The sequence below is a fragment of the Vagococcus sp. WN80Y genome (assembly GCF_059621045.1).
Genome location: NZ_JCAQHY010000145.1, coordinates 40,943 through 53,874, shown reverse-complemented (window position 1 = coordinate 53,874; position 12,932 = coordinate 40,943). Strand labels below are relative to the sequence as shown.

General features: G+C 35.3%; 12 protein-coding genes. 7 read left to right on the top strand and 5 right to left on the bottom strand.

What is annotated here, in order from left to right; genetic code table 11:
• Positions 1-260 precede the first annotated feature (260 nt).
• The 3 genes from AC5KOD_RS09730 to AC5KOD_RS09720 form a co-directional block, all read right to left on the bottom strand.
• The gene (locus AC5KOD_RS09730) at positions 261-641 is read right to left on the bottom strand and encodes a PH domain-containing protein (RefSeq protein ID WP_496914359.1); all 381 of its coding nucleotides are present in this window, start codon (positions 639-641) and stop codon (positions 261-263) included.
• A 106-nt stretch (positions 642-747) separates the two neighbouring features.
• A complete protein-coding gene (locus tag AC5KOD_RS09725; protein WP_496914358.1) occupies positions 748-1,179 on the bottom strand; it encodes a GNAT family N-acetyltransferase in 432 nt (143 codons plus the stop codon).
• A gap of 19 nt (positions 1,180-1,198) precedes the next feature.
• Positions 1,199-2,254 (bottom strand): YdcF family protein, encoded by a 1,056-nt coding sequence (locus AC5KOD_RS09720; protein ID WP_496914357.1) that lies wholly within the window; start codon positions 2,252-2,254, stop codon positions 1,199-1,201.
• Between the two features lie 757 nt (positions 2,255-3,011).
• Between AC5KOD_RS09720 and abc-f the strand changes: the two genes are divergently transcribed.
• From abc-f to AC5KOD_RS09705, 3 genes are all read left to right on the top strand, one after another.
• Positions 3,012-4,622 (top strand): ribosomal protection-like ABC-F family protein, encoded by a 1,611-nt coding sequence (gene abc-f, locus AC5KOD_RS09715; RefSeq protein ID WP_496914356.1) that lies wholly within the window; start codon positions 3,012-3,014, stop codon positions 4,620-4,622.
• A gap of 83 nt (positions 4,623-4,705) precedes the next feature.
• The gene (locus AC5KOD_RS09710) at positions 4,706-5,143 is read left to right on the top strand and encodes a DUF1801 domain-containing protein (protein ID WP_496914355.1); all 438 of its coding nucleotides are present in this window, start codon (positions 4,706-4,708) and stop codon (positions 5,141-5,143) included.
• 175 nt (positions 5,144-5,318) lie between these two features.
• Positions 5,319-6,161 (top strand): SDR family NAD(P)-dependent oxidoreductase, encoded by an 843-nt coding sequence (locus AC5KOD_RS09705; RefSeq protein ID WP_496914354.1) that lies wholly within the window; start codon positions 5,319-5,321, stop codon positions 6,159-6,161.
• A gap of 50 nt (positions 6,162-6,211) precedes the next feature.
• On the opposite strand, the gene AC5KOD_RS09700 is transcribed toward AC5KOD_RS09705, so the two are convergent.
• Entirely contained in the window at positions 6,212-7,105 is an 894-nt protein-coding gene (locus tag AC5KOD_RS09700; RefSeq protein ID WP_496914353.1) for a LysR family transcriptional regulator, read from the bottom strand.
• 255 nt (positions 7,106-7,360) lie between these two features.
• On the opposite strand from AC5KOD_RS09700, the gene AC5KOD_RS09695 reads away from it, so the two are divergent.
• The 3 genes from AC5KOD_RS09695 to AC5KOD_RS09685 all read left to right on the top strand — a co-directional run bounded on the left by AC5KOD_RS09695 (position 7,361) and on the right by AC5KOD_RS09685 (position 10,449).
• Positions 7,361-8,224, top strand: a complete 864-nt coding sequence (locus tag AC5KOD_RS09695; protein WP_496914352.1) for a sugar phosphate isomerase/epimerase family protein — start codon at positions 7,361-7,363, stop codon at positions 8,222-8,224.
• 33 nt (positions 8,225-8,257) lie between these two features.
• The gene (gene aroE / locus AC5KOD_RS09690) at positions 8,258-9,124 is read left to right on the top strand and encodes a shikimate dehydrogenase (protein ID WP_496914351.1); all 867 of its coding nucleotides are present in this window, start codon (positions 8,258-8,260) and stop codon (positions 9,122-9,124) included.
• Between the two features lie 89 nt (positions 9,125-9,213).
• Entirely contained in the window at positions 9,214-10,449 is a 1,236-nt protein-coding gene (locus AC5KOD_RS09685; RefSeq protein WP_496914350.1) for an MFS transporter, read from the top strand.
• Between the two features lie 51 nt (positions 10,450-10,500).
• Here the strand turns inward: AC5KOD_RS09685 and AC5KOD_RS09680 are convergent, their stop codons facing one another.
• Positions 10,501-11,388, bottom strand: coding sequence for a LysR family transcriptional regulator (locus AC5KOD_RS09680; protein WP_496914349.1), 888 nt, complete (start codon positions 11,386-11,388; stop codon positions 10,501-10,503).
• Between the two features lie 154 nt (positions 11,389-11,542).
• Here AC5KOD_RS09680 and AC5KOD_RS09675 point away from each other — a divergent pair, with 154 nt between their 5' ends.
• Positions 11,543-12,766 (top strand): MFS transporter, encoded by a 1,224-nt coding sequence (locus tag AC5KOD_RS09675; protein WP_496914348.1) that lies wholly within the window; start codon positions 11,543-11,545, stop codon positions 12,764-12,766.
• Positions 12,767-12,932 lie beyond the last annotated feature (166 nt).

Genomic DNA, 12,932 nt, shown 5'->3' with positions numbered 1-12,932 from the left:
CTTCAGGTATGGACTCAACTAATCCATTGACCGCTTTTACAAGGTCAGTTTCTGGAATTTTAACCTCTAAGTCTAGTGGTAAAACAACTGTTCCATGTTATAATTTTGATACATAAATAACGCTCCTCTCTGATTGGGTTTTGTCACTTTAATCATATCAAGGAACGCTATTTTTGTGTACCCTAAAACGCAAAAAAGGGGGGATAAAAGCAGATTAATTATCTACTTATGTCCCACCCTCATTTAACTTTAGAGGATGACTATTTTAGTACAGCTATTGCCAGTGCTTGTTGAATCTGAACAATATTTTTATCTTTCCTAAATTGTAGTACCTCTGCTGGCTCAACCGCACTAGAAATCCATAAGCTTAGCTCAGCATCTAAATCAAAATGGCCAGTTGTTTCAACAGTGAACCGGGAAATTGATTTGTAGGGAATTGATTTATATTCAACTTTCTTTCCAGTGAGTCCTTGTTTATCAATAATGATTAAGCGATAATCAGTAAAAATAATTAAATCTCTCACAAGTTTAAAAGCTAGATCCACCATTTCATGAGGCATTAAAACATCTTCAAGTCGTTGTTGAACTTTTTCATTGTTAGCTCGTGAGGCATTACCCATTAATCCATCAAAAATACTCATGCGCATCTCTCCTTTGTTGACCATTTATTGTGTATTTATTAAATCATACCATGGGATTGGGCCCACTACAATAATGAAAGAGTGCTGAGCGGTTGCAGTGGGCATGTTAGTGAGTTGAGCCAGTGATATGTTTAACTAAATAAATTTTACTTTGCTCAACTTTTGGTAGCCCTTTGACTTCTCCAAAAATAGTAAAGCCATTTTTTTCATAAAATAACGGAGCCTGCCAGATCATAGTTTCGACAATCATCAAATGGCAGCCTCGTTCTAAAGCAAGTATCTCGGCCTCTTTTATCAAAGCACTACCAACACCACCGTATCTAATTTGTGTGTCGACTCCTAATAGGCTAATATGAAGATGGTTCCAAACAATTGAACCAGTTAATCCACCGAGATAATGATCGCCATCATAAGCGGCTAGCGAAACCATTTCTGGTTGATAAGCAGGAATTGGCTCAGATTGATTTAGACTATGTTGCTCCAATAATTTTGCTAATTTTTCTTCATTCTCAGTTAAGGGAATAGATATGATTATCATATGGTAGCTCCTTTTAGTGTTATAGTTTTAGCAATAAATCAAAGATTAATGGTAAGAGTGATAAACCGAATAGAATCGTAATTATGGTCAAGTGTTTCTTTTTAGTCATGACAAGATAGCCGATGTATTCACGAATGAATGCAGTTGGTAAATAGTATAGACGTGTTTTAGCCCCGACTCCGCGAGCTTTTATATCGATTAATCTAGCAAGTTTACCTGCTCGCAATAGATGATAGTTGTTAGTTGCAATGACAACCTGTTTGTCAGTTAATCCTGTAATCTGATCATTAGAACTGGCAACTCGTTCTGAAAACAGCAAATTTTCTCGAGTGTTAGTTGATTTATCTTCTAGATAAATTGTTCTAACGTCGTATTCTTGTTCCTCGATGTAATTGCTCATCGCTTGGGCCTCAGAAATTTCTTCATCTTCTCCCTGTCCTCCAGATAGTATAATAGTTGGATAATGTCCTTTTGTAACAACCTGCTTGTTATAGAGTTGTATGCCACTGTTAATTCGGGCCGCTAGAAGGGGGGTTACTTTATCCCTATTAAGTCCTGCACCTAAAATAATAATGTAATCAACTTTATAATTAATTGGGTAAAAGTTGTATAAGATTGCTGTTAACGCGAAGAGAATAAAGGTCATAGCAAAATAGATAAACGATGCATTGAGGAATCCAAATAGTTTTAATATGATAGAGTTACTAACTTTAGTGTTAACTAAAAGCAAAGTAAACTCAAATACAATTAATCCCGTTGCTATGATTAAAGGAAGCATGTTGGCAAGAGATTTGCGTTCATGTTTGAGTAAAATGCGTTCATTCCAAAAAAGCGCAATAATCATGGCGTAAATACCAAAAAGTGCTAAAGTCAGTAGTGGTAGAGAGACAGCGATAGCAAGTATTAGGGCAAGTGTATTGTTGACTTTTTCGAGGCCAATAAAGAACATCAAACTGACGCCTCCTAAAAAATACAAAAAGAAAAAACCAGTCCAAAGACTTGTTGGTTTTTGATAAATCCAATAGAGAAAGAGAAAAGTTGGAATAAAAATAAACAATGTGATAGCGATTAGCATATATGTGACCCCTTTAGCAACTTTATAGTATTAGTATAACACGCTTGCTAGAGACAATTAAAGGAAATAGAATAATCTGAAAAAATAGTTATGATAGTGGAATAATAAAGGAAATTGACGTTCAAAAAAATTTTCTAGTAGAGGGATAAAATAGGATTGGATGCGCTTTTTGTTATTGATCTTTTAGAATGCTATAAAAAAGAATAAATTTACAAATCAAAAAGTGAGAACTTTCGCTAATTATCAGAGACACCTAGTCGAAATATAAGATCATTAAGTTAAAGATTAATCCTTTTAAAGTAACCTAATTCATTTTTTTCTAGCTAATCCGTATGTAAACTATTATTCATAACTGAATCAAATAATATCCTTCTATAATTTAGTAGCTCACGAGAAGCCAGCTTACAGTTTTTGAATTGTTAAATAATAACTTTCAATTGATGTGTACTGAAAAAAATCTTCCATAAACTTTAGTTAATGAAGATAGTTGCAAGTAGACAGGGTATTCTGTTATAATACAACTATCTATTGAAAGAACGAGGTAAAGTGCATGAAGAACTAATCTTATTGTCAATTTATTTTTTATAATAAACCAATAGGATTAGTGGGCACTTTTTTAGAAACAATATAAATGAACAAAGAGGTTTCTTTGTTTTACACTTGCTAATCCTTCCATCTTAATGGGAGGATTTTTTGTCAGTTAAATAAATTGTAACAGATGAAAAATCCTTTCTTTTACATGAAAGGCAGTGATTTTATGATAGAGTTAATGCGGATATCAAACCTTGAAGTAACAATTGAAGACTATTTGTTATTTGAAGCGCGTAATTTAGGAATTAAAAAAGGAGACATCATCGGTATAGTTGGTAAAAACGGAGCCGGGAAAACTACATTATTAGATAGATTATCAGGTAAGGGAGAATACTCTGGGAGTATTTTTAGCGAGTTATCTGATTCTGATCGAGTCTACGTTGAACAAGAAGTAGAGGTCTATGATCAAGGCAATTTTACTAATTTTGAGCAAGGAGCGCTTAGTCGTTATTGGCAATCACAAGAGGGATTTGAACACCTCAGTGGGGGTGAAAAATTAAAGAAGAGAATTCGCGATGCGTTAAGTAAAAAAAGCGAATTGCTATTCTTAGATGAGCCAACTAATCATCTTGATGAAGAAAGTGTAACAGAATTAATCAAGGCATTAAAACAGTACCGAGGCGCTATTGTATTGGTTTCTCACGATCGTTATTTTTTGGATCAAATAACAACCGCCATCTGGGCTATTGAAGATCATGAGGTTAACGCTTTTAAAGGAAACTATACTGCTTACTTAAATCAAAGAGAGGCGCTTAGGGAACAACAAAGACGTGAGTTTAATAAACAACAAAAAGAAATTAAGCGAGTGAAAAAAGAAATTCAAAAACTTTCTAATTGGTCGGATTCGGCGCATTCACAATCAACTAAACAAGAGGGGTTTAAAGAATATTATCGATTAGCGGCTAAGCGGATGGATGCACAGAAAAAATCTATTCAAAAACGCTTAGAGGCTGATTTAGATAAAAGAACTGTTGAACGTGTTAAAGATGATTATCGTGTAAGCTTTCAGTTGGCAACTTCTAAGTTAAAAAGTGGCCCAGTTTTTTTAGTAGAGCAATTACAAAAGAACTTTGACGGACATGTTATTTTCGTTCAATCCGATTTTTCAATTATGTTTGGAGATCGAGTTGCCATTATTGGTCACAATGGCTCTGGAAAAACGACATTATTAAAGAATTTATTAGGGATTGAACCCTATCAAGGTAAAATCTGGCAATCAGAATTTGCTGATATTGGTTACTTAAGTCAAGAGGTATATGATTTACCAAACACTCAGTCAATTTCCGATTATTTCGATGTCAATCGTGATCAGTTAGGACAGGTTTTAACACTCTTCGTCCACCTTGGATTTCATGTAGAGCAATGGGATACGAAGATTTCAGATCTAAGTATGGGAGAACGTGTTAAAATTAAATTAATGTCACATATTATTACCCAGAAAAACGTGCTAGTGTTAGATGAGCCGACAAATCACCTTGATATTCCTGCCAGAGAAGAATTGGAGCGTGTACTTGAGAGCTATAAAGGAACAATTATATTTGTTTCTCATGACAGATACTTTAGAGAAAAAGTTGCTTCTCGGACATTGGAAATAGTCAATCAAAAAATTGTTTCCGTTTCTGAAAAAGTCACTAGTCAACCTACAGATAAGTTGTTATTGGAGTTTCAACGAGATGAATTATTATCAAAACTTTCAGTTTTGCCAAGTGGTGGGCAAGAATATCAACAAACTAGTGAGGCTTTTGAACGTGTTATTAAGCAGTTGAGAGAAATATAGTCTTACAATGGTAGACAAGTTTCTGGTCAATCACGGGGGTGGTTTGCTAAACTAAGTTTAAGTAAAACGAGAGGGTGATTTAAGTGACGCAAATTTCGACCTATATTCAAACAATTCCCGAAAAATGGCGAGATTCCTATGTAAAACTTGATAAGATAATCGATATAAACATTCCAAAGGGGTTTGAAAAAGTAATGCAGTATGGTATGCCGAGCTATGTGGTTCCTTTAAGTAGGTATCCCGATGGTTATTTGAATCGTAAGAATGAGCCTCTTCCTTTCTTAAGTTTGGCAGCTCAAAAAAATTATTTGTCTCTGTATCATCTAGGGATTTACGCTGATAAGGAGTTATTGGCTTGGTTTGAAAATGAATATCAAAAGCAAGTTCCAACGAAGTTGAACATGGGGAAAAGTTGTTTACGATTGAGTAATCCAAAGCATATTCCCTTTGAGCTGATTGGTGAACTAGTTAGCAAAGTGAGTGTTGATCACTGGATTAATCTTTATGAGCTAAAAAAATAAACTTAAACACTGTAACGGAAATACTTACCGCTACAGTGTTTTTAATAATACCACCTACTACTTTTAGTCTATCTATAGGTATTGGCTATAGAATTAAAAAAAAAAGCAATTAGTCAAATAGATTTACCTGAGATATAGTGAATGTATAAACAAGAACGGGAGGTTTTTGAATAAAATGGATAAACAATGGTTAGATTTAGCAGGTGATGTTTGTGTAATTACAGGTGCTGTAGGTGGCATGGGAACTGAGATTTGTAAAGAATTTGCTAAACAAGGAGCAAACTTAGTTCTAGTTGACTTGAATGGTGAAAAATGTCAAGAATATGCAGAAGAACTAGTGAAGGACTATGGTATTCAGGCCATTGGTGTATCGTGTAATACAACAAGTGAGGAAGCGGTAGATGGCTTAGTTGCTAAGGTCAAACAGACTTTTGGTCGTTGTGATGTGTTAGTTAATACGGCTGCGATTTTAAAATTTTGTCCCTTAGAAGATTTACCATTGGATGAGTGGAAATTAACACTAGATGTCAATTTGACTGGTTATTTTCTAGTTTCACAACGAATTGGTCGATTAATGATTGAACAAAATGCAGGTAGAATGGTTCATATTTCAACAATAGCATCTAAAAGCCCTGAAACATACAGTGGGGCGTATAGTTCTACAAAGGCTGCAGTTAGCATGTTATCTAAGCAAATCGCGGCAGAGTGGGGTCAATTCGGGATTCGTAGCAACGCTATTCTTCCTTGTTTTGTTAAAACTCCCTTATCTAAAAAGTTTTATGAAGATAAAGAAGTTGAGTCAGGTCGCGAACGAATGACCGCCAATCGTCGTATTGGAGAAACAATTGATATTGCAAATGCTGTTTTATATATGGCGAGTAATCGTTCAGATTATTCGAATGGAGCAGAATTGACGGTTGAAGGTGGTTATAATGTCATGCTTGGTGATTTAGTTCCTAGACCAGGTGGACGTCGCAATTTTGCGATTGAACAACATGAAAAATCAGTAGAGAAATAGAAATGAATAAAAAGTCGATTGGGGTAGTTTACATTACCCAATCGGCTTTTTTAAATAAGGTGTTTATAGTAGGTATTTTCTAGTACATATTGCTTAAAATGATACACAACTGGTGGCAAATAGATATTTTTTGGAATGGCAAGGTAAAAGATACGTTCCCAGCTGAGATTCACAATTTCAATTTTTTTTAGGGGCAAAGAATCTAATAATGGCATATTCGGAACAATAGAAATACCAAAACCTTGACTGACAAAGCCAGCAATTACCTGGTCTTCTTCTACTTCAAAAGCGATTTTTTGAGTTAGATTAGCTTTTTTAAACAAATCGTTTACGATGGATCTAAGACCACTAGATTGTGAAAAAGCGATATAGGAGTAATTAAGCGTGTCCCTCAAATCAACAGTTTCTTGCTTAGCTAGTGGATGATCTAGTGGAACAATTAGAACAAGCTCTTGTGAAGCGATAGGAAAAAAATCAATGTCGTCTTCTTCCTGAACGTAGGAACAAAAGCCTATATCATATTTTCGTTCCTTGATACCTGCAATGATTTCACTTGTTACGCCTGAGTGGAAAGAAAAATCGATCTCTTTATCATGGTTTTTAGCCAAATAGTTACGAACCAGTTCAGGTACAAATGAGGTGCCGAGAATTTGTAAAAAACTAAGCTCAATTCGACCGAAACCACTACTAATTTTTTCAAGGGTATCAATACCTGTGTCTAATGTTTGTAATGACTTCTCGACATACCCTTGGAAAACCTTCCCTTGTTTTGTGAGGATAACATTACGACCGTCTTTCTCAAATAAGCGAACACCTAATTCATCTTCAAGCAAGGAAATAGCATTACTTAAACTAGGTTGTGTAATGTTTAACAATTTGCTTGCGTTTGTGTAATGTTGAACATTTGCTAGGGTTTCAAAATAGCGTAAGTGGTGTAAATTCATAGTTGTTTTCTCCTAAAGTTAACCTGATACTGTCATCATAACAAACAACTAGGGATAAAAACAAGTTAATCTATTCGATTTATCTATAGATTAACTAAAAAAAACAATTAGACGTTAAAGAAAACAGAGTATAGTATGTGAAGTATAGAAAGATAAAATTTTCACATGGTGAGTTGCGCACACTTATTAATGAAGATTATCTGGGCGAATAACAGACTAATCCAATTAACAATTATTAAAGAAGGAGAGTTTATCATGAATTTAGCAGGAAAACGTGTACCATTAACTATCAGTTCTTATACATTAGGAATGGAAATTGATTTTGAGGAACGAGTAAAAGTCGCTAAAAAGGCAGGGTTTGATGGAATAGGCTTACGAGCTGAAACTTATATGTTGGCGGTTAAGCAAGGGTATTCAGATGCGGATATGCTTCGTGTTCTGGAAGAAAATAAGATGGAAGTATCTGAGGTTGAATACATTACGTTGTGGGCTGACCCGAATAAGACGAAAGAAACGCCTGAAACGTTGTTGCAGCAATTTAAAGAGCAAACGGTTTTCCATATGGCTCGTTTATTTAATGTCGGTCATATTAACTGTGGTTTAATGGAGCACTATTCTCAGGAAGTATTAGCACAAGCGTTTAAAGAGTTATGTGATCGAGCAAAAGAGCTCATTATTGGGTTAGAATTTATGCCTTATAGTGGTGTACCAGATTTGGCATCTGCATGGGAAATAGTTGATTTAGCGGGCTGTGAGAATGGGATGTTGATTTTAGATACATGGCATTGGGCTAGAGCTAATCAAACCGCTGCAGATTTAGTTGGAATTCCAAAAGAAAAATTTATTTCAGTTCAAATCTGTGATGTTTTGGAAAGACGTTATCCAGAGACTATTTTGCGAGATGAGTCAATGCACGATCGTTTAAGCCCTGGTACTGGTTGGGGAGATACAGTCGGTTTCTTAAAAGCAATTAAAGAACATGGTATTGAACCAGTTGTTATTGGCACAGAAGTGATATCTGACCCGATTTTAGCGATGGGATATGAAGAATCAGCCGCGCAGAATTATGCAACAAGTATTAAAGTGATTCAGGAAGCATGGCCAGAATTATTGGCATAACAATATAAGGAATCAAGAAAGAGGAGGACATACATGGAAGCGAGAATTTCAGGAACAACTGGCTTATTGGGGTTAATCGGTAGTCCAGTCGGACACTCTGGTTCACCAGCAATGTATAATTACAGTTTTGAGCGTTTAAATTTGGATTATGCTTACCTAGCGTTTGACATTAAGGTGGATCAAGTAAAAGAGGCAATTGGGGCAATTAAAACCTTAGAAATGCGTGGTTGTAATGTGACAATGCCATGTAAAACGGCTGTTGTTGCTTATATGGATCAGCTGTCACCAGCAGCAGAAATGGTTGGAGCGGTTAATACAATTGTTAATGATGATGGGAAATTGACAGGTCACATCACAGATGGACAAGGATTTATTGCAAATTTGAAAGCTCATGGTGTCTCGGTTGTAGATAAGTCTGTCGTTGTTTTAGGAGCTGGAGGTGCGGCAACAGCAATTCAGGTTCAATTGGCTCTTGATGGAGCAAAATCGATTGCTATTTTTAATCAACGGGATGACTTTTTTGCTAACGGTCAAGCGACAGTTGAAAAAATTGAAAAAGAGGTTGGTTGTAAAGTGAGCTTATCTGATTTGGCCGACCAACCAGCTTTAGCTCAAGCCGTTTCTGAAGCAGATATTTTAATTAATGCTACAACAGTTGGCATGGGTAGCGAGTCTAAGGAGTCTCCGATTAAGGATAAACATATTTATTACCCTGAATTAGTGGTAGCAGATGCTATTTATAATCCAGCCGTTACTCAGCTTTTAAGTGATGCGGCTGCTCAAGGCTGCCAGGTTATTGGTGGAAAAGGGATGTTACTGAGACAAGGAGCGGAAGCTTTTAAATTGTATACAGGATTGGAAATGCCAGTTGTCGAAGTAGAAGAAAAATATTTTTCATAAAAAGAACACCTGTTCTATCTTAGTCAATTAATTGGTTGGGATAGAACAGGAATGTTTAAGTTATTATTTAAGAGATTAGGAGAAAACAAATGAATAAGAGCAAATACTATTTAACAGCATTTTCATTATATTTTACTTATTTTATTCACGGTATTGGGGTATCAATTATCGGGCAGTACAAACAAGATTTTGCTGGAGTTTGGGGAGCCGAAAAAATTGCTGATGGTTCTTTCGATGTTAGTGCTGTTTTGGGTGTAATAGCAGCACTTGGTTTAGGACGATTAGTCAGCTTGCCGTTTTCAGGCCCGTTATCTGACCGTTTTGGTCGGAGAGCATCTGGTTTGATTGGAGTGGGCCTCTATACTATCTATTTTATGGGGGTTGCCTTTTCTCCGTCAATGCAAATTGCTTACGCCTTTGCCCTAATTGGTGGAGCAGCCAACTCATTTTTAGATACGTGTGTCACGCCTTCTGTCTTGGAAATATTCCCTGAAAATGGCTCAGTAGCTAATTTATTTACTAAATTTTCTATTTCAATTGGTCAATTTTTGCTACCGTTTTTCATTGGGATGGTTGCGACAATGGGGATGTCCTTTAGAAGCTTGTTTATTATTGCAACGGTCTTGATTGCAATTGATGGTATCTTAATTGCAGTCTTACCTTTTCCTGAGAAAGAAGTGGAAGAAACATCTGAAAAAACCACTACTGGTACGAAGGATGGTAAGATTAAGTTTAATTTATTGACTATTGCAGTTGTGATGATTGGATTTACTTGTACCTCTACTTTTCAACTATGGTTGAATTGTAATCAGGAATTAGGTAAAATGTATGGACTAGCTGATCCATCGAAAATTCAGTCTTTTTATTCAGCAGGTACTTTTGTAGCGATCCTATTGACAGCGTTTCTTATTAGTAAAGGCCTAAATGCTACAAAGGTCTTAATAATTTATCCAGTTATTTCATTTGTTATGTTATTAGTGACGTATTTTGTCCAAAATCCTATTATTACGTTGGTTGCCGGTTTTGTTTTAGGTTATGCAGCCGCGGGTGGAGTCTTACAAGTAGCGGTTTCTACGGCTGTCAGCATGTTCCCAATGCATAAAGGAAAGATGACCTCTATCGTCATGATTGCTTCTAGTGTTGCAAACTTTGTTATTTTAACGATTGCTGGTATGATTACTAAATCTGGCGGAGTTGATGGACCTAAGTATGTGTTACTATTTAATGCAGCAATTACATTAGTCGGAATTTTACTAGCTATTTACGTTAATTTGAAAATCAAAAATCAAGAAAGTATCGTAACAGCACAAGCAAAGGCTGCTTAAGTCTATAATAAAAAAGAGAAGAGGAGGAGAACCGTTCTCTTCCTCTTCTCTTTATGAAGTAAAGGTGTTAGCTAAAATGAAATGCTTAAATTTTAAGGTGGCCGCGGTTAATTCTTGTCCTTTTAAGCTAGCCAGATAGATATATCGAGGGCTTAACTCATCTTTTAAATTAATTATTTTAACCTCATAAGAATTAATTGTTTGAATTCTTGGCATTAAGGCAATACCGAAACCTTGAGAAACGAAACCAAGCATAGTATGATCTTCCTCAACTTCTACAGTGATGCTGGGAGAGACAGCTGCGGATTTTAATAAATGATCGACATGAGGACGTAAGCCACTGTCTTTATTAAAATGAACGAACTCACAATTTTTTGTTTCTTTTAGCCAAATAGAGTCATGTTTTGCTAAGGGATGGTCGATTGGAGCAACTAACACAATTTCTTGTTCAGCTAAAATAGTATAGTCAAGAAGTTCACTTTTTTTTATTTTAGAGGTAATTGCTAAGTCAATTTCATTTGATAACAGCAAATCAATCATTTCAAAGGAGTTACCTTGAGCAAGGTTAAATCGAACAGCTTGATTGTTCGGTAAAGATTTGAAATGTTTGATTAAATTTGGTACTAAGTAGGAACCAGCTGTATAAATGAAGCCAAGATCTACGATACCTCTTTCCGGACTGATAAGTTCTTTTAGGGCTTGTTCACCAGTTGCCAGTTCATTTAGTGCAGAGGCAACATATTTATAGAAAAATTTACCGTAACGAGTGAGCCTGATGTTGCGTCCAACTTTTTCAAATAATTTAGCATCTAATTCTTTTTCTAATTCGGACATTGAGTGACTTAAATTCGGCTGAGTCGTATTCAATAGTTCTGCTGTGCGAGTCATGTGTTGTAAATCAGCTAAGGTTTTGAAATACTCTAGTTGTCTTAAATTCATTTAATAACCCTCCAATTTCGATCGATAAATTTATTTTATCAGTTTGCTTAATAAAAAGCATTAGATATTTATTGGTTTTAGAGGTAAATTTAAATTATCTTAAGTAGTGAAAAAGTGAGCATGTCAAAAAATACTAGTCAAGGAGCTAATAGTCATGAAAATAGCCAAAAACAAATACATGTCATTAATTGGGTCGATGTACACTAATTTCATCTTTCAAGGGATGGCAGCAATAATTTTAGCACAAAATTTGCCTGCTTTAATGACCGCATGGGATGCTAGTTTACAAGAAGTGACTCTTGTTATGAGTGGGATTGGGCTAGGTCGAATGGTGATATTGTATTTCGCCGGGTATTTTTCTGATAAATATGGCCGAAAAAAAACGGTCCAATTGGGTATTATTAGTTATTTCTTTTTTTTCTTAGGAATGATCATTAGTCAAAATTACCTTCAGGGCTTATTCTTTTCTCTGTTTGGTGGGTTTAGTAATGCTTTTCTAGATACAAGTACTTATCCAACTTTAGTTGAAGCTTTTCCAAGTGAAAAAGATAATTGTTCATTGAGCGTGCTAAATAAAGCATTTATTTCAGTAGGGCAGTTTATCTTGCCATTTTTTACTCGATGGTTGTTAACAAATCAATTATATTTTGGTTGGGTGTTTATTGGATGTGCAATTTGTCTAGCTATTAATTTGATTTATCTATCTCGTAAGACGTTCCCGCCTCTGATCAATGTTAAGGAGGAGTTAAACAGTGTTGAAGAGATTTTAATTTCCACTCACAAACCAATCTTTAAATTTGAAGGTGTGGCGCTTCTTATCTTTAGTTTTACGTCTGTTTCAACATTTAATATTTTCATTTTATGGGTTCCAAAGTTTGCAGAAACTTTAAAATTAGTAAACCAAGCTGATAGTCTAATTTTTGTCAGTGTTTATAGTTTGGGTTCGTTTATCTCTGTTTTTATTACTTCAATATTAGTGAAAAGAGGTGTCAGCTCAACACTTATGCTAATGGTCGGTAGCTCATTTTCATTTCTTTTTCTTCTTGGAATGACTCTTTTCCCGAGTATTCCAATGTTTTTCTTAGCTTCTGCTGGAGTTGGAATTTTTGCAGCAGGAGGAATTTGGCAAATAGGCTTAGCAATCTTACTCGATTTGTTTCCAAAACGTAAAGGGAAGACAACAAGTTATTATTCGTTAGCTACTTCAGCCTCAGTGATGATAACGCCGTATATAACAGGCTTATTAGGAAGTACCAGTATTTCAACGATCTTTTGGTATAACATTTTCTTGACAGGAATTGCTGTGATAGCTTCTTTAGTAGTGAATTACCGATACAAAAAAATTATGGGAACGAACTTTGTGGTTAAACCGACATAACCTAGATTTAGCTTTGTTTTCCTATTTTCAGGTTAAACGATACAAGTGCTTTTGTGGTTAGAATTAGTTAAAATGAAATAGACGTAGTAACACGTCTTGTTTAAAAGAGTGCGAAACATAATAAGATTTTCGTGTTCTTTTTTCAATATATACATGAATTATATTT